The organism is Saccharothrix longispora (assembly GCF_030852425.1).
Lineage (GTDB): Bacteria > Actinomycetota > Actinomycetes > Mycobacteriales > Pseudonocardiaceae > Actinosynnema > Actinosynnema longispora.
In genome coordinates this window covers 413,418-431,777 of sequence record NZ_NSDM01000002.1, presented here as the reverse complement: position 1 = coordinate 431,777, position 18,360 = coordinate 413,418, and the positions used below count along the sequence as shown (strand labels likewise).

The following is an 18,360-nucleotide window of genomic DNA, read 5'->3' as shown; positions in this document are numbered from 1 at the left end:
TCCCTCAGTCGCCCGCGCCGGACTTGGCATCCTGCATGCCGACGACGTCGCGCACGTCCACGGCGTCCTCGACGTCTTCGGTGTCCACAACGGACATCTCGGCCCGGGGTCCCGGGTGGTCGCGCACGCGGTCCCGCAGGTCGCAGTGCGCCATGTTGCGGGTGTAGACCTCCGCGAACCGGTCCCACTCGCGGGCGCACCGCGCGGCGTCCCAGCCCAGGGCGGCCGCCATCTCCGCCAGCACCAGGTCGAGCACGCCGAGGTCGATCTCGCAGCGACCGTCCTCGTCGAACACCACCGCGTCCCTGATGCCGCCGGCGTTCATCAGGTAGTCCTCGTAGCTGCACGCCAGCTGGTGCTCGACGTGGTGGCGGACCTTCTCCCGCAGGAACTCCCGGTCGCCGCGCGGGTGGTCGGCGCGGTGCACGGCGAACCGCTCCTCGCCCTCCACGGTCAGGAACGGCAGCCGGTGCGTCGTGGAGGCGTTCAGCTTCTTGACGCCCTTGCGGCGCAGCTCCGCGGCGATCTGCTCGACCACCTCGCGGCCGGCCCAGCGGAACTCGGTCAGCTTGATGTTGACCATGTCGAACACCGGGCCGCCCCGGTCGTGCCGGGTGATGCGGAACATCCGGGTCAGGTCCTTGACCGCGATCTCGCCGCCGTCGCTCGCCGCCAGCGGCCGGATGCCGCAGAACACGTGGAACACGTCGCGCCGGGTGATCTTCCAGCGGTCGTCGACCAGCTCGTTGTAGGAGTGCAGCAGCTCCTCGACCTCGTCCTCCATCGGCACGACGAGGTCCGGGTCCTCGTGCGGCCGGTCCGTCGTCGTGCACTGGACGTACCAGATGCCGTTCTGGTGGAAGGGGCGCAGGTAGTGCTGGCGCTCGGCGTTCAGCGGCACCAGACCGACCTGGAGCTTCGGGTCCGCCGACAGGCTCTCGTGGATGAACCGGTTCGTCGCCTCCAGGTGCGAGCCCCGGGAGTACACGACGGACCGCCTGCCGTCGGGCCGCGTCGTCCGGTCGCGCACCCGGTCCAGCCAGGGACCGGCCCCGTTGGCGATCGTGTGCGCCTTCACGGTGACCCGCTCGGGCAGCTCGTCGTGGTCGAAGCGGCGCAGCAGGGTCACCAGGAAGTACCCGCGCGCGCCGTCCCGCCGCCACTCGTAGTGCTCGACCTCGACGAGGCTCAGCGCCCGGATCGGGTGGGCCTCCGTGCCCCGGTAGTAGGCGTCGCGGATCGCCTTGAGCACCAGGCTCTTGTCGTTGCTGGCCTTGCCGTCCCAGTACTGGATGCCGGCGAGCGCGGGGGAGTCCGCCGCCAGGTGCGGCAGCTCGCGGTGCAGCGCGCGCTTGTCGAAGAACAGCTTCACCCGGCTGCCGCGCGGCGAGCGGCCGAGCCACGCCCACACCGCGGTGAACAGGTCGTAGAGCGAGATGCCGAAGAAGACCGCCCACTTCCTCTCCGGGCTGTCCGGCAGCACGAACACGACGTTGGGGATCTCCTGGACGGTGTCCGGGGTCGTGTCCATCAGGATCTTGCGCTCGCGCGTGCCGTACCAGACCAGCTTGAGGTCCAGCCACGCCGACCGGAGGTTCTGCACCGGCGTCTGCCTGATCTTCGGGTCCCGGCGCAGGCCGGCCGCCAGCAGCAGCCGGTGGAAGCCCATCCGCAGGTAGCGGATGCCGGGGTGGATCGCCTTGCCGGTCTTGCTCGACGTCTCGCCGCCGAACGGGCCGCGGTCCACGAGCAGGGCGCTGCCGTTGCCGCGGGAGGCGATGTCCCGCAGCACGCCCGCGCCGGCCGCGCCGCCGCCGACGACGACGGTGTCGTGGACGCGGTCCCCGCGCGACTCCTCGTCGACCAGCTCGCGGAACTGGCGGACCACGTCCGGCATGGCGAACGTCCGCCCGGCCGGCGGGTGGGAAGGCGACTGCGTCACGAAGCCCGACCTCCTCGGTGCACCGCGATCACGCGGTGGTTGGTGTCGCGCCAGGCGCGAAAGGTGATCCTGTCCTCCGCCGGGAGCGGCGACGTCGTCCGCCAGTCCCAGGCCCGCTCGATCATGTAGGCCATGAACGTGCGGATGTCCTCGCGGCTCATGCCGCGCGTGCCGCGCCGCTGCTCGACCAGGCGCTCCTGCGCCTCCCGGTCGGCCAGCAGCCGGGCGTAGGGGTTCCAGTCGTACGCCCACAGCGCGTCGAAGCGGTCGAAGACGGGCGCCCAGCCGCGCAGGTGCTCCGCGACCCGGCGGCGCAGGCCGTCGGGCAGGTCCGCCGGGTCGACGTCGGTCCGCGCGCCGGCGAACCACAGGTCGAACAGGAGCACCCCCACCCTGCCGTGCGACTCGAAGTACCGGTCGGGCCCGCTGGGCTGGTCGTCGGCCCGCTTGTCGAAGTTGCCCATCCGGATGACGGTGTCGGGGCCGCTGCGCTCCATCTCCGCCAGGTTGCGCCGCAGCCAGGCGAGGTCGTGCGTCCCGGGGAGCGCCCGGTTGGACACCCCCGGCACGCCGGCGTCGTAGCCGAGGAGCCGCAGGGGCTCCCGCTCGGCCCTGCCGAGGTACCAGTCGTCACCGCTGCGGGCGACCGCCCGGCCCTCGGCGCGGGGGTCCAGGAGTTTGTTGACCACGACGGACAGCGCCGTGGTGAGCACCGTCTTGCCCGCGCCTGGGCTGCCGTTGAAGGCCATCACGAACAGCCCGTCGGGGCGGCGTTCGCGCTTCTCCCGCACGATCCACCGGGCGAAGGGGACGTAGAGCTGCCACAGGTCGACCAGCGGCACGGTCGAGCCGTCGCGGTCGGAGAAGTAGCCGCACCACCAGTCGGAGAACGGCTCCCACACGCGTCGCACCAGGTGCAGCCGCTCCAGCACGACGTCCTCCGCCGACCGCGCGGTGTCCGGGTCGAACGCCGGGTGCAGCGGGTCGTCGGCCACCGTCGCGGCCAGGGCGCGCAGCCGGTCCGGGTCCACGGGCCGGTTCGAGGAGAGGTCCCGCAGCGCGGGCGACAGGTGCTCCGCGACCGCCGCCCGGTAGCGCGCCGAGGCCTCGGCGAAGCGCTCGACCTCCGCACGCGGTAATCGCCGCACGGCGTCGTCGTAGGCGTCGGCCGCGTCGTCGGTGCGCGTCGCGGTCCGGTGCTCCGTGTCGCTCACAGGTATGACCTGCCCCTTCCCCCGGCAAGCGGATGTGCGTGATCAGTAGTCCGACAGCAGCGAGTGCAGGTCCCCGAGGCGCTGGTCGGGCCTCGCTATCGCGGTCAGCGGCACGTCCTTGCCGAACACGCGGGCGAAGTCGCCGCGCATCCGGACGAAGTCCAGCGAGTCGAGCCCGAGGTCGGCGAGCTGCTTCGACTCGTCCCACTGGTGGACGTAGCCGTTGAGGAACGCGTGCACGGGGTCGTCGTGGCGGTCGTCGGTCCGGGGCGCGGCCGGTGACTTCGGCGCGCTCAGGACGACCTCGGCCGGTCGGGCGCGGTCGGGGGGCCGAGCGGCCGGCAGCATCGACACCAGCGGTGTGCCCGCCCAGGGGCCGCGCCCCCAGTCCACGTCGCAGGCCGCGAAGTGGCGCCCGGCGGCGCCGGACAGCTGCGCGCCGACGACCCGGCCGAGCAGGGCCAGCGCGCGGCCCGTGGTCAACGGCGTCTCGCCGCCGTCGCGTGCCGCGTCGAGCGCCCTGGCGTTGCGCGCCGCCATGCCCACCTCGCCCCAGGTGCCCCAGGCGACGGACACGACGGCGGGGCCGTCGTCGGGCGCGGACCACGTGGCGCGGGCGTCCACCCAGGCGTTGGCCGCCGCGTAGTTGGCCTGGCCCGCCGAGCCGAGCAGGGCGCTGGTGGAGGAGAAGGCCGTGATCCACGGCGTGCCGCACGCCCGGCCGAGGTCGACCAGCCCGGCCAGGGCGAGCTTGGGCGCGAGCACGGCGTCGAACCGGGAGGCGTCCAGGTTGGTCAGCACGCCGTCGTCCAGCGCCCCGGCGAGGTGCACGATCCCGGCCAGCGGACCGATCCCGGCCGCCGCGTCGAGCGGCCGGGCGAGGTCGAGTTCGACGAACCGGACGCCCCGGCGCAGGTCGACGGGTGCCGTCCGGCCGGTCACGATCACCCGTTCGGGGGCGACGCCCTGGGTGTTCAGCAGCCAGTCCACGACCACCCGGCCGATGCCGCCCGTGCCGCCGGTGACCAGGTAGCCGCCCTCGGCCGCGCCCAGCGTGCCGGGTGGCAGGTCCGGCAGCGCGGCGGGCAGGAGGCGGCGGCCCAGCAGGACCCCGCCGGGCAGGGTTCCGCCGGACAGGACCCCGCCGGTGAGCAGGTCTGCCTCCAGCGGGTGGCGGGACACCGACCGCAGCAGGTCGCGCACCAGCAGGTCGGGCACCGGGTGGTCCACGTCCTCCGGCAGGCCCCGCACGTGGACGCGCTGCACCGCCAGGCCGGGCTCCTCCAGCGCCAGCGACCGCGTCAGGCCGGCCACCAGGCCGCTGTTCGGCCGGGCGGGCACCACCAGGACCAGCCGGCCGCGCGCCCCACCGGTGACGAGCGACCGCGCGAGGTCCAGCAGCACCGCGCAGTGCCGGTTCGCCGGCACGTCCGGGGCCGGTCGCAGCAGCACGGCCGCCTCGGCGTCGGGACCGGTCAGGGTGTCGAGCAGGAACCGGGTCGTCGCGGCCGTCCCGGTGCGGTCGAGGTCGGTCCACGGGATCTCCCGCGGTCCGGTCGTCGGCGCGACGGGCGTCCAGCGCACCTCGTGCAAGGCGTCCCCGGCGTCGGCCGGGGCGAGGCGGTCGAGGAGGGCGACGAGCTGCTCCAGCACCCGCTCGCGGCGGTGCAGCATGAAGTCGTGCGAGCCGGTGTGCAGCTGCACGTCCACGACCGGGCTGCTCGTGACGGCGGCCCACCCGTGCGCGGACGCGGCGGGGAACGACGGGTCGTCCGTGCCGCAGTGCACCTGGAGCGGGCAGTCCAGCACCGGACCCGGCCGCTCGGCCACCCGGCGCGCCGAGCGGGCGTCGAACGCCAGGTCGGCGCGCAGCAGCGGCAGGACGTCCCGCCGCCACCGCTCGTCGTCGCGCAGCTCGTCGGGCACCATCAGGAACGATTCGGCATCCGCGGCGACCACCTCGTCGGCGAGCGGGGCGCGGCCCACGGCGGACACCGCCAGCACCCGGTCCCGCCAGTCGGCGAGCGGGCCGCTCAGCAGGTCCAGCACGAGCGACGCGCCGAAGCTCAGGCCGCAGAACGCCACCGCCCCGGCGCCGGCGTCCGCCCGCAGGTCGGCGGCCAGCTCCGCGAGCGCCGCCGCGTCGTCGCCCGACCGGGGCGGTTCGACCGCGACGACGTCCAGCCACGCGGGGGCGGAGCGCGCCCACGACCGGAACGCGGCCGGGCCGCCGCCCGCGTAGGGGAAGCAGTACAGCGTGACCCGCGGACCCGGCTTGGCGGTGTGCCGGACCAGCCGGCCCGGCGCGTCCCCGGCGGCCGGTCCGGGGTCGCGGACCTCGTCGTCGACGTGGATGGACGCCTCGGGCCTCGTCCAGTGGCTGGTCCGGTCGAAGCTGTACGACGGCAGCGGCCGGTGGGTCGGCCGGCGTGCCCCCGGGCGGTCGTGGAACGCCTCGAAGTCCAGCTCGACGCCCCGGCACCACAGCTGCCCGAGGGCGTCCAGGAACGCCGCCTCGTCGTCCGCGCCGGGGTCCTTCGCCCTCGGCATGGTCGCCACGGGCGTCGACGACGCGTCGCCGAGGTGCTTGAGCAGCTTGTGGGTGAACGAGGTGAGCACCGCGCCCGGCCCGATCTCCAGCACGACGTCGGGCTCCCACTTCAGCAGCGCGGCCACGTCGTCGCGCCACCGCACGGTCGACGTGACGTGCGCGCCCCAGTGCGCGTCGGGCCGGTGGCGGGGGGCGAGCCAGGTCCCGGTCAGGTTGGCCGCCAGCGGCACCTCGGGCGCGCGGGCGCCGAACCGCGCCGCCGCGGCGGCGACCCGTTCGGCGACCGGGGCCACCAGGTCGCTGTGGAAGGGGTGCGACACGGGCACCGACCGGCACGTCGCGCCGCCGCGCGCAAGTGCTTCCGAGATTTCCCGCAGGGCGGGCTCTGTCCCCGACAGAACAATCTGACCGGGCGCGTTGACCGCGGCGAGCCACACGTCCTCCCGGCTGTCGACCAGGTCGAGGAGCACGTCCTCGTCGCCGACGACGCTGAGCATCCCGCCGACGCGCCCGCCGCCCTCGCCGACGAGCTGCTCGGTGGCCAGCGCCCGCACCGCCACCAGCTCGGCGGCCTCCTCCAGCGCCAGCACACCCGACACGACGGCCGCGGCGTACTCGCCGATGCTGTGCCCGGCGACGGCGACGGGGGTGACGCCGACGTCCACCAGGGTGCTCGCGAGCGCGTACTCCACCGCGAACAGGCCGCACTGCGTCGTCGTCGGCCGCAGCACGGAGGTGTCGTCCGCGCCGAGGACCAGCGCGGCCGGGTCCTCCGGCAGGTGGGGGGCCAGTCGCGCGCAGGCCGCGTCGAAGTGCCGGCGGAACCGGCCGCCGTCCGCGCCGCCCCGGTAGAGGCCGCGCGCCATGCCCGCGGTCTGCGAGCCCTGCCCGGAGAAGGTGAACGCCACGGTGGCCGCGTGCCCCGTCGGCACGGTGGTCCGGGGCGGCTCGTCGCGCAGCCGGCGCAGGGCGCCGAGGTCACCCGCGGGGACGACGGCGCTCGCGCGCAGGGTGTGCGACTCGCGGCGGACGTGCAGGGACCTGATCGCGGGGCCCAGCTCGTCGGCGGGCAGCCCCTCCAGGAACCGCGCCAGCGCGTCGGCGTTGCGCCGGAACGCGCCCTCGCTCCGCGCGGACACCGTGACCAGGTGCAGGGAACGGGGGTCCGGTCCGCCCGGTTCGACCGGCGGGGCCTCTTCGAGCACGACGTGCGCGTTCGTGCCGCCGATCCCGAAGCTCGACACCCCCGCGCGCCGGGGGAGCTGGGTCGCCGGGTCGGCCACGGTCCACTCCTCGAGGGCCTGCTGCACGGTGAACGGCGAGCCGTCGGCGTCCACGTGGTCGACCAGCTTCGGGTTGAGCGTCGCGTAGTTCACCGTGGGCACGAGGGTGCGGTGGTGCAGGCACAGGACCGCCTTGATGAACCCGGTGATGCCCGCCGCGCAGTTCGCGTGGCCGATGTTGCCCTTGACGCTGCCCAGCGCGGTGCGGACGCCCGCCGGCGCGTCGGGGCCCCGGTGCTCGGCGAACGCGTCGCGCAGCCCCTTGACCTCGATGGCGTCGCCGACGTGCGTGGCGGTCGCGTGGCACTCCACGTACGACACCTGCTCGGAGCCGATGCCCGCCATGGCGATGGCGTCGGAGATGCACTGGGTCTGCGCCCGCGCGCTCGGCGCGGCGTAGCCCGCTTTCAGCCGGCCGTCGTTGGACACGCCGAAGCCGGTGAGGACGGCCCAGACGTGGTCCCCGTCCTCGATCGCCAGGTCCAGGCGCTTGAGCACGACCGCGCCGACGGCGTCGCCGAACAGCGTGCCGCTCGCCGCGTCGTCGAACGGGCGCACGTGGCCGTCCACGCTGCCCACCAGACCTTCGGCGTAGCGGTAGCCGAAGTTCGGGAAGGTGATCGACGACCCGCCGGCCACGGCCATGTCGCACTGGCCGGACGTGATCGCCTGCGCGGCCTGCGCCACCGCGACCAGCGCGCTGCTGCACGCCGACGTCACGGTCACCGCCGGGCCGCCGAGGTCGAGCAGGTAGGCCACCCGGGTCGCGACGTAGTCCTTCTCGTTGCCGATCTCGGTGAGGAACACCCCGGCCGGGTCCAACGGGTCCTTGAGGCTGCCGCCCTCCAGGTGGTGGATCAGGTAGCCGTCGATGCCGCACGCCGCGAACACGCCGGTGCGCCGCCCGTAGGGGTTGCCGCGCCGCGCGTACCCGGCCTGTTCGAGCGCGGCCCACGCCGTCTCGACGAACACCCGGTGCTGCGGGTCCATCATCACGGCCTCGCGCCGCCCGATGCCCCAGAAGCCGGCGTCGAACTTGTCCGCGTCGTCGATGACCTGGGCCGCGGGCACCCACTCCGGGTGCGCGAGGACCTCCTCGGGGACGCCCTTGGCGCGCAGGCGCTCGGCGCTGAACGTGGTCAGCGAGTCCACGCCGTTCTTGAGGTTCTCCCAGAACGCCTCGACGTCCGGCGCGCCGGGGAAGCGCCCCGCCATGCCCACGACGGCCAGCCGGGTGGTGTGCGGGCGGCGGGCGCGCGCCGTGGCGGCGGCCGGGCCGGAACCCCGCGAGCAGTGCTCGGCCATGGCCCGCACGGTGCTGTGCTGGAAGACGTCGACGACGGGCAGGGAGATGCCGAACCGCTCGGCCAGCACGCCCGACAGCCGCGACGCGCTGAGCGAATCGCCGCCCAGGTCGAAGAAGTTGTCGTCGGGCTCGGCCCTCGGCACGCCGAGCACCTCCTGCCACGCCCGCGCGACGCGCTGCTCCATGGTGGTGGGCGCGGCGCCGCCGCCGTGGTCGGCCTCCTCGCCGTCCTCCTCCGGCGGCGGGGGCAGGGCCGACAGGTCGAGCTTGCGCGAGTCGCCCTTGCCGATCGGCAGCGCGTCGAGGCCGATGAAGTGCCGCGGCCGGGCGTACTCCGGCAGGTCGCGCCTGGCCTTGCGCTTCGAGCGGGCCAGCACGGTCTCCGAGGGCCGGCCGCCTTCGCCCACGACGTAGGCCAGAAGGCCCGTCGGCTGGTTCGTGCGGCTGTCCAGCACCGGCCGCACGATGACGCGGGACACCCCGTCCTGGTCCTCCAGGACGTGCTCGACGGCCCGCAGCGACACCTTGAACCCGCGCACCTTGACCTGGTCGCCGGTGCGGCCGAGGATCTCCAGGCCGCCGTCCGGCAGCAACCGGGCGCGGTCGCCCGTGCGGTAGAAGGTGTGCCCGGCGAACGGGGAGCCGGCCAGCGCGGGCGGGCACGGCACGAACCGCTCGGCGGTCTTCACCGGGTCGTCGAGGTAGCCGTCGGCGACGCCGGGACCGGCGAAGTGCAGCTCGCCGACGCCGCCGCGGGGCACGGGTTCGCCGTCGGCGTCGAGCAGGACCGCCGCGCTGCCGTCGAGGACGCGGCCGGCGGGCGCGAACGCCGACCGGGTGACCGCGCCGGCGGGGCGGGGGAGCAGGTCGGCGAACGAGACGTCCAGGCACTCCCACGTGCTGTAGGAGTTGACCAGCCGCACGTGCGGCGGCAGCAGGGCGGCGGCCTTGTCGACGACCCGGGTGGGCACGACCTCGCCCATCAGGAACCAGACTTCCATGTGCGCCAACCGGTCCACCAGCGTCGGACCCACGACGGGGTGGTCGAGCAGGGTCTCGAACAGCGAGGGCGGCACCACGGCGCGGGTGATGGCGGACCCCTCCAGCGTGTCCACGAGCCGCACGGGGTCGAAGATGTGGTCGTCCGGGATCACGACCGCCGACCTGCCCGCCAGCAGCGGCCTGAGGCACTCCCAGGCGAAGAAGGCGTTCAGGCCGTCGCGGGAGTTCTCCGCGTACGGGTACAGCTCGTAGCGGGCGTCGAAGCAGTAGAGGCAGCCGAGGTGGTTGTTGAGCACCGCCTTCGGCGTGCCGGACGTGCCGGACGTCATCGAGATCAGCGCGATGTCGGTCGGCTGCACCTCGGGGAACACCACCGGCTCCCGCCCGTCCACCGGGGCGTCCGCCCGACGGTCGCGGTCGAGCACGAGCACCCGTCCCGGTTCGCGGAACGCGGCGGGGAGGAGGTCCACGAGCTCCGGGGTGGTCAGCACGACCCGGACGTCGGCGCTCTCCAGGAACCCGGCGAGCAGCGAGGGCGGCCAGTTCTTCTCCAGGAGGCACGCGGGCGCGCCGAGGCCGAAGCAGGTGAGCAGGCCGATGCAGTACTCGGCCGAGTGGGGCAGCAGCAGGCCGACGACGTCACCCCGCGTGGTGCCGGCGTCGGTCAGGTCGGCGGCCAGGGCCGTCGCGCTCGCGTCGAGTTCGCGGTAGGTCCACTGCCGGGGGTGATCAATGAGCGCGAGGGCGTCGGGCTGTGACGCCACGTGTTCCCGGAAACGCGCCCAGATCGTCCGATCGGGTTTCGGGTACGCCGTTCCCGTGATGCTGATCGACGGGCCGACGTCCTTTTTCACCTGATCGAGATGTACGCTGATGCTGTCCAGCAGGGAGGTCCGCGCGGTAACGGTGAAGAAATGACCGCCGGGCAGGATCTCGGTGTCGAAGTGTGTTGTGCCGGTGAAGTGCTGCCGCCACGCCCGCAGTTCTCCCGGCGTCACCGTCCGGTCCTCGGAACCGCCGTACACGACGCACCGGACGGCCAGTCGGCGACCGGTCGCGTCACCGGTCGCGCAGACGTGCTCCTCGTCGAGCCGGAGGTCGTCGCGCAGGGGCGGGAGGATCAGCCGGAGCAGCTCGTCGTCGGCCAGGAGGTCTTCCGGGACGAGCCCCCACGCGCGCACGAGGTCGAGGAACTCGGCCTCGGGTAAGGAATGCCGCGCCGACTCGCCCCACGGCAGGTGCGGCGCCCGGTGCGCGGACAGGAACAACGCCCCGGGGGTGCGCAGGCCCTCGTCGGCCAGGCGGCGGCAGACCTCGAACGCGACCAGCGCGCCGAAGCTGTGGCCGAAGAACGCGAACGGCGTCCCGTCGTCGTGCCGCACGACCAGGTCGGCCAGGTCACCCACGAGTTCCCGCCACCCCGCGTGCGGACGTCCGCCCAGGTCACGGCCCCGGCCGGGCAGGGTGTACGAGACGACCTCGACGTCCTCGGGGAGCCCGTCGGGCCACTCGGCGAAGCTCTGGTGCCCGCCCCCGGCGTGCGGGAAGGCGAACAGCCGCAGGGCCGCGTCCTCGCGCCGGGCGAGCACGACGGCGTCCGCGCCGTTCGCGGCGCTGGGTTCTGTCGTGGGGTGCAGCAAGCAACAGCTCCTCGTGAAAGCGGCGGGCCCATTCGCGCGCGAAAAACTGGCACCGAATTCAAGGTAACTGCATCGGGTGGTGGTCGTTGATGGCGAGGACGCCGCTGTCCCGATGTGCCGCCGACTGCTGACGGGAATTCCGTCAGAAGGCTTTGCGGTATTTATATGTGAATATTTGTCGCGTTAAATTGAAAGTAGCAGCGTGCTCGGGCCGCGTCAAGCGGCTGTCCGGCCCCCGGCGCATTTGAGAAGCCCCGGGGGTGCGATAGCCGGAGCCTTGACGGGGAGGACCTCGTGGAGGTGGGCGCGCCGGGTCGCCAACCGGTGACCGCGCGGCACCACGAAACTGCGGGAATGCTTCGGGGGGCGTCCGGAGAGCGGGCGCGGCCCGGGTCCGGCGGCCGCCTCAGGCCTGGGCGATGGACTCGACGGTGGGCTTGGCGATGGCCTCGTAATCCGCCGTCGCCAATGCGATGGAGCGGTCGAACCGGGCCGCGTTGAAGAACACCTCCGGGTGCTGGAGCACCTCGGGGTCCACGAACAGTTCCATCCGCTCGTCGAACGAGAAGGGGGGAATCGTCCCGACCGGGGTCCCGGCCAGTTCCTCGGCGGCCTCCGGTGAGGCGAACCCGGCGTAGGTCCCGCCGAACAGCGCCTTGACCTTGGTGAAGTCGACGCGCTTGTGGCCGGGGATCACGGCAGCCGCGTAGCGGGTGACCTTCTTGCCCACCTTGACCATCACCACGATGCACTTCGCGGCCTGGCGCTGGTCGTACCCCGCGAGTTGGCTGACGACCTCGGTCACGGCCTCCGGCGCGTGCTCGATCACCCGGTAGGTGGCGTCGTGCTCGTCCAGCAGGGCGATCAGCTTGTCGTGCGCGGTGTCGGAACTCATGTGTCGGCCAACTTCTCTCGACGGCGCGGTGGTGCGGGCATCATGCCAGACCGCGGAGGTCGAGCCGTCCTCCGGATCGCTGCCCCGATGGGGTGACGACACGACGGGGTGACGCAGGGTCGGTCGACCCCGCGCCACCCCGTCGCGGGGTCAGACGGAGGCCGCGTCCAGTGCCGCGAGGAGGCGGACGGAGTAGTTGGTCGGGCCGTTCAGCTCCTCGGTGTCGAACCAGCGGGTGCCGGTGACCTCCAAGGTGGCCTTCTTCCCCTGCGCGCCCAGTGCGCGCACGGTCGTGCCCGGTGGGATCGGGGTCGTGGTGGGGGAGTGGTCCTCCTCCACGTCCTGGAGGTCCACGAGCACGCCGGCCGCGAGTTCGGCGGACGTGAGGTCCGACTCGACCACCCTCACGTCGGCCAGCAGCTGGTAGTCGGGCTTCTTGGTCATGTAGTGCGTGACGTGCGCCTCCGAACCGTGCGCGAACAGCAGGTACCGGGGGGCGGGCGGGTACTCGTCGGCGTCCCGGAACGGCCGGTTGTGCAGCACGGTCGTGATCTCGACCGGGACGCCGGCCACGATCGTCGTGGGGTGCCCGAGGTCGTTGTCGACCACCTTGAGGATCGTGCCGGTGAACCTCCGGTCGGCCACCATCTCCTGGAGCAGCAGCTTCTCGTCGTTGACGACGACGAACGTCGCCGTCGGCGCCGCCTGCTGGGCGTCGACGTAGGCCTTCTGGACGTCGGCGCCGAACCCGAACGTCGCGACCACCTGGTAGCGGTGGGCCGCCATGGTGAACATCGCCAGGTGACCGCCGTACACCAGTCGGTCGCCCATCAGCACGAAGCCGTGGATGTCCGGTGTCTCCTCGTCGTGGGACTTCGTCATGAGCCGGTCCTCCCTAGAACGCGTTGCCGGAGACGCGCACCAGCGCCAGGCGGGCGATGTCGCCGGTGTCGGCCGAGCCGTCGACGTAGGTCGCCAGGTCCGCGCCGCCGCGCTGCGCCGGCACGCTGACCGGGCTGGAGTTGGCCAAATCGGCCGCCAGGGCGTCGATCACCTGCTCCGTGACGTGGGGCATCACGTACAGGTGCGCGTAGTGGACGACCGAGTTGCCCACCTTGAGCGGGATCGTGGCCAGCGAGTACTTGTGCACGAGTTCGGGCGGCGGCTGCTTGAACCGCACCGTGAGCGCCAGCGGCGTGCGCGCCGCCTCCCAGGTGCCGCCCAGCTCCTTGAGCTTCCGCTCCGCGTGGTCGGTGACCTCCAGGGCCCGGCGGATCATCGTCATCTGCTCGCGCTCGGAGTGCTTGGCCAGGAAGTGCCACATCACCAGTGGCGAGAACGCGTTGCGGGACCCGCCGAACGTCGTGTCCGGCGACCCGATCACGGCGGGCTGCTCGGGCGGCTGCATCTGGAGGTTCGCCTTGGTCATGAACACGCCGCACGGCCAGGGCGCGCCGGGGTACTTGTGCCCGCTGGTGACGATCGAGGCGACCTCGGGGATGCGGAAGTCGAACGTCGGGAGCGGGGTGGTCGGTGCGATCTCGCCCGCGTCGACGAGCTTCTCGATGAACGGCGCGTAGGTCGCGGCGAGCGCGCCGTCGACGTGGATCCAGTGGCCGGTGCGCTCGTCGACCAGCTCGTTGCCGTTCTCGTCGCGGCCGTAGCGCACCTTGCGCTTGTCCAACCCGTACCGGGCGAAGATCGGCCGCAGCCGCTCGCAGATGGCGCCGACGTCGTCGTAGGCGCCCTTGAACGTGCTGCCGTAGTTGAGGTTGACCACCACGGGGTGGCCCATGCTCGCGAAGAACTCCACCAGCGTCGCCAGCTTGTCCACGTCGATGCTGCCCGGTCCGCCGTCGCCGCCGGCGGACGGGACCTCGTGGTCCCACGGCTGTCCCGGGTTCAGCGGGTTGGCGTACGGGTACATCTTGCTGCCGACCTCGTAGAAGTTCGGGATGTTCAGCACCCGCAGCGCCTTGGCCACCGAGTAGTGCGTGTCCTGCGAGTAGAAGCCCACGGGGGAGTAGGCGTTCTGGTTGTCGGCGGGCGCGGTGTCCTGCACCCAGACGTACTGCGCGCCGCCGCCCTCGGCCGGCTCGCGCATGAGGGTCTTGCCGGAGAGGTAGTCGCGCGCGTTCCACAGGGCGTAGTTGTTGCCCTCCGAGGAACCCATGGTGAGCACGTAGCCCCAGTAGGCGTCCTTGGGCACCTCGCCGTCGACCTCGGTGCGCGGCTTGCCGTGCCACAGCTTGGCGTAGTAGTCCAGGACGGCGCGCTCGGCCCACCGCGTGTGCAGGGTGAAGTGCGAGTCCTCGAACGGGTCGCCGACGTTGTTGAAGTGGTAGTCGAGGAACCGGGCCATCGGCTCGCGCAGCTGGAGGTCCTCGTTGGTCTGGTAGCCGAGGAACCTGCCCTGGAGGTCGGCGAAGTAGTTCTCCAGCTTGTCCAGCACCGCGTTGCGCTGCGGCTCGGGCACGCCTTCGGGAGGGAGCGCGAAGTCCTGGTCCGTCGGGCTCGGTGCGGAGTCCGCGCCCGTCGTGCGCGCGCGGTCCCGTAGCTGGTCTGCGATGGTCATGTTCGCCTTCCTGTGGTGGTTCGCCCCCGGGCGGGAGCCGTTCGGCGGGGTTCGGCGAGCGCGTTCAGCAGCAGCGCCTCGGCGAGCGTCATGCGCTCCAGCTCGGACCTGCTGACGCTCTCGTCGTCCCCGTGGATGTTGGCCAGCGGTTCCTCGCAGCCCCACAGCACGATGTCCGAGCCGGGGTTGGCCGCGTGGAGCGCGGAGACCAGCGGGATGGAGCCGCCCTGGCCGGCGTGCGCGACGTCGCCGGTCCCGTAGGCGGTCTTGAGCGCGGTCTCGACCGCGGCGTGGTACGGCCCCCGGTAGGCGGCGAAGCCCTGGCCGAGGCTCACGGGCTCGACCTCGCGCACGACCGCTCCCGGGGCGTTGGCCCCGATGTGCTCCTCGATCGCCCGCAGGGCGGCGTCCGGGTCCTGGTTCGGCGCGAGGCGCACGCTGATCCGGGCGGTCACCTCCGGGTGCAGCACGTTCGCGGGCCGGTCCATGCTCGGCGCGCCGCGCAGGCCCACCACGTTGAGGGCGGGCCGGCCGAACAGGCGCTGGGCGAGCGTGCCGGTGCCGACGAGGTCGACCCCGGGTTCCACGCCGGCGTTCTCCCGGTACTGCTCCTCCGGCACGGCCGGCCAGTCGTGCTCGAAGCGGGTCAGGCCGGGGACGGCCACGTCGCCGTTCGCGTCGTGCATCGTCGACAGGAGCCGCGCCAGCACCATGAACGCGTCGGGCGCCGGCCCGCCGTACATGCCGCTGTGGACCTCCTTGGCGAGCGTCCTGACGGTCACGTCCACCGCCAGGATGCCGCGCAGGGTCGAGGTGAGGGCCGGCCGGCCGACCGCCAGGTTCCCGGTGTCGGCCACGACGACCAGGTCGGCCTTGAACCGGGGGTCCCCGGGGTTGTCGGCGAGGTAGGAGTCCAGGACGCTGCCGCTCTCCTCCTCCCCCTCGACGACGACCTTGACGTTGACCGGCAGCCGGGACCAGGTCTCCCGCAACGCCTTGAGGGCCCCCAGGTGCATGACGACGCCGGACTTGTCGTCGGCCGCGCCGCGCCCGTAGAGCCGGGTGTCGCCGCCGGCCGCGACCTCCTTGGGCACGAAGGGCTTCGTGACCTGCCACGTGGACTCGTCGGCGGGCTGCACGTCGTAGTGCGCGTACAGCAGCACCGTCCGCGCGCCGTCGGTGTCCGCGCGCTCGTCCGCGTACACCAGGGGAGCGGAGGACTTCCCCCCGTGGGTGATGGTGGTGACGCCGGCGCTGCTCAGGCCGACCGACCGGAACAGCCCGGCGATCGTCTCGGCGGTGACGCACAGCGGCGGGTCCGGCTGGTCGGCCGTGGACTTGTGCTTCACCAGGTCGATCAGGGCCTGCCAGAACTCGGGGGCCGAGTCGCGCACGTGGTCGTGCAGACCCTCCTCGGAGGCGACCGCGGTCATAGGGGTCCTTCCCGTGGGTGTGCGGGCGGTGTCGAGGAGTGTCCACTCCGGACCGGGCGCCACGCGGGATCGGCATCTCACTGCATCGTGGCACCGCGACGGCGGTGCCCGACAGGTCGTGGGCGTCGGACCCCACCAACGTGTGGCCGGACGCGGTCGGCGGCGACGGTGCGTGTTCCGGGGAGGTGGCGGCGTGACCGGTGAGGGGGACCGGTCACCCCTGGTGCGCGAGGGAAAGGCGCTCAGCGGCGTGGGCCGACGCCGGGCGGGACGCCGGCGCGGACGCCCTGGAACCGGGACGGGAACGAGTCCGCGCTCGACGCCGCCCCGGTGGGGACCCACCGGTTCCGCCCGGTCGCGCACGGGCGGGCCGCAGCCGCCGGCCGGGCCGTGCCCCACGCGCGGGTCGGACCGGGCGCCGCCGGACGGGGACCACGCGAGCCGCGTCCGGTCCCGCGTGTCGGAGCCGTGGACCGGCACGTCGAGGGTCGGCGCCGCCGGGTCGGCCCGGTCGGGCAGGGCGCGCACGGGGACGCGCACCTCCACCGAGCAGCCGCCGTCGCGCGGCACGGCCGCGTGCCCGACCTGCGGCGCCGGCCCCGGTGCGCGGTCGGCATCCCCGGCCGCGCACGACCCGCCCCCGGAGGTGAACGGCGGCACGGCGAGCGCGAACGTGGTCGGGGTGTCCGCCGAGGCGCCGCGCGGGTCCGGGGCGATCTCCACGGCGTCGGTGCCGTCGACGTGCGCGCACAGGTCGTCGCCGTGCCGGGACGGCCGGGGGCGGCCGGCGACGGGAACTCGTCGTCCGGGCGCGCGCGACGAGCGGCACGTCCACGTGCGCGGGGGCCGGGACCTCCGGCGATCGTGCCGCGAGCGGTGCGGCGGTGGTGACCGACGCCGCCGGCGCGGGACCCGTGACGAGCCCCCGCCGGTGACGTCCTGCTGTCGAACTTCCCATGCGGCAGACCATGCCGCCGTCCCCGGCTGCCCGGTGGGTGGAAACCCGGTCGGGAGCGGAGTCCACCTCCACGGGGCGCCCGGCCCGGACCGGCCGGTGGCGCACGGTGAGCCGGTGGGCCCCCGTCGTTACCGCATCGGGGCATCAAGTGCTCCCGCGGACCCGGGGTGACCGGTCGTCAGGCGGAGAGGTCCGGTTGCCGGTCCTCGGCGCGGATCGACAGCGGGGCGACGGTCGGCCCCGCTGTCGATCCACCGGCGCGACGTCTGCGGTGGTCACCCGGTTCTGCGGGACGGCCTGGTCGCGGTCGTGCGGGAACGCGTGACAGGCCGTACCGGGATCACCTGTTCGCGGGACCCGTCCAACCGGTGGGCACGTGGCCGACCCGCACCCGCTGCGGGTGGTCGCCCACCGGCACCGAGACCAGCTTGCGGCCCGTGGCGAAGTCGACCGCGGTCACCCGGTCGGCCGCGCTCTCCGAGATCACGCACGCCCGGCCGTCACCGCTCACCGTGGCCCAGTACGGCTTGGCCGCCGGCACGAGGGGGCCTTCGGCCAGCGTGGCCCGGTCCACCACGGTGACGTACTCGTCCATCGTCCCCGCGACGCACAGCTTGTCCCCGTTCGGCGACATGGACATGCCGTGGTGGCGGGAGTCGTTGACGTAGGTCGTGCGGTCGTCGCTCGTCGCAGGGTTCTTCGGCAGCTCCTTGACGCGGGTGACGCGGTCGGCGGCCACGTCGTACTCCAGGAAGCCGTTGAAGAACGAGACCTGGAAGTACATCTTCGACCCGTCCGGGGTGAACGACACCGGGCGCACGGCGTCCGACAGGTCGGCACGGCCGAAGGCGTCGAGGCGTTGCCGCATGTCGATCACGCGGGCGTCGCGGAACGTCGCCGTGTCCACCACGGTGATCTTCCGGTCCCCCTTGGTGAAGTCCCAGAACGGGTCGTCGAGGTCGGTGAAGACCTCGCCGATCGACATGTTCCACAGGTACCGCCCGTCGGCGCTGAACACGTTCTCGTGCGGCTTGTCGCCGGTGCCGAACGAGCCGACCTCCCTGCCCGTCACGATGTCCAGCACGTGCACGGTGTTCGACGTCGAGGCCGAGACGGCGACGCGCGTGCCGTCCGGAGACACCGCCATGTGGTCGGCGCGGAAACCCGACACCGGGAACCGCCAGCGGACCCCGCCGGTGGCCAGGTCGATCGACACGACGTCGGCGAAGCTCGGCCGCGACACGACGAGCGCGGAACCGTCCGGCGTGGTGTACATGTCGTCGATCAGCTGGTCGTGGCCCTCGCCGGGACCGAGCCGGATGCCCAGGAAGAACCCGAGCTTGACCGGGTTGAGGTAGATCTCCGCCAGTCGCCGGTCGCGGTCGGGGACCACGTTCACCCGGCCGATCCTCGCGAAGTCCCCGGAGGACGCGATCACGTCCGCCGTGCCCTCCCAGTTGTTGCCGACGAACATCACCTGCCGCAGGCCGGGCGCCGGGGCCGCCGCCCCGGCGCCCGCGGGCACGAGGCCGGCGGCGAGCACCACCGCACCGAGCAGGAC

Annotated in this window: 8 protein-coding genes; all 8 read right to left on the bottom strand. The window is 73.3% G+C overall.

Annotated features, from left to right (window positions below; genetic code table 11):
* Window positions 1-4: 4 nt before the first annotated feature.
* Window positions 5-1,942 carry an FAD-dependent oxidoreductase gene (locus CKY47_RS06955; protein ID WP_306744823.1) on the bottom strand — a complete coding sequence of 646 codons (1,938 nt, stop codon included), beginning with the start codon at window positions 1,940-1,942 and terminating at the stop codon, window positions 5-7.
* Window positions 1,939-3,156 (bottom strand): hypothetical protein, encoded by a 1,218-nt coding sequence (locus CKY47_RS06950; protein WP_306744822.1) that lies wholly within the window; start codon window positions 3,154-3,156, stop codon window positions 1,939-1,941. Before CKY47_RS06950 ends, CKY47_RS06955 begins: the two co-directional genes overlap by 4 nt.
* Window positions 3,157-3,198: 42 nt before the next feature.
* Window positions 3,199-10,938: an alpha/beta fold hydrolase gene (locus CKY47_RS06945; protein WP_306744821.1), complete on the bottom strand. Its 7,740-nt coding sequence runs from the start codon at window positions 10,936-10,938 to the stop codon at window positions 3,199-3,201.
* Between the two features lie 406 nt (window positions 10,939-11,344).
* Window positions 11,345-11,833 (bottom strand): YbaK/EbsC family protein, encoded by a 489-nt coding sequence (locus CKY47_RS06940; RefSeq protein WP_306744820.1) that lies wholly within the window; start codon window positions 11,831-11,833, stop codon window positions 11,345-11,347.
* 150 nt (window positions 11,834-11,983) lie between these two features.
* Window positions 11,984-12,715: a hypothetical protein gene (locus CKY47_RS06935; RefSeq protein ID WP_306744819.1), complete on the bottom strand. Its 732-nt coding sequence runs from the start codon at window positions 12,713-12,715 to the stop codon at window positions 11,984-11,986.
* Window positions 12,716-12,728: 13 nt separating this feature from the next.
* On the bottom strand, window positions 12,729-14,408 hold the full coding sequence (locus CKY47_RS06930; protein ID WP_306744818.1) for a pyridoxal-dependent decarboxylase: 1,680 nt from the start codon (window positions 14,406-14,408) through the stop codon (window positions 12,729-12,731).
* A complete protein-coding gene (locus CKY47_RS06925; RefSeq protein WP_306744817.1) occupies window positions 14,405-15,841 on the bottom strand; it encodes a M20/M25/M40 family metallo-hydrolase in 1,437 nt (478 codons plus the stop codon). Before CKY47_RS06925 ends, CKY47_RS06930 begins: the two co-directional genes overlap by 4 nt.
* A 1,298-nt stretch (window positions 15,842-17,139) precedes the next feature.
* The gene (locus CKY47_RS06920) at window positions 17,140-18,357 is read right to left on the bottom strand and encodes a YncE family protein (protein ID WP_442638265.1); all 1,218 of its coding nucleotides are present in this window, start codon (window positions 18,355-18,357) and stop codon (window positions 17,140-17,142) included.
* Window positions 18,358-18,360: the final 3 nt, after the last annotated feature.

Excerpts from the sequence above, each read along its gene's own strand:
- CKY47_RS06940 (WP_306744820.1), bottom strand. The coding sequence starts at position 11,833 with ATGAGTTCCGACACCGCGCACGACAAGCTGATCGCCCTGCTGGACGAG.
- CKY47_RS06935 (WP_306744819.1), bottom strand. The coding sequence starts at position 12,715 with ATGACGAAGTCCCACGACGAGGAGACACCGGACATCCACGGCTTCGTG.
- CKY47_RS06930 (WP_306744818.1), bottom strand. The coding sequence starts at position 14,408 with ATGACCATCGCAGACCAGCTACGGGACCGCGCGCGCACGACGGGCGCG.
- CKY47_RS06925 (WP_306744817.1), bottom strand. The coding sequence starts at position 15,841 with ATGACCGCGGTCGCCTCCGAGGAGGGTCTGCACGACCACGTGCGCGAC.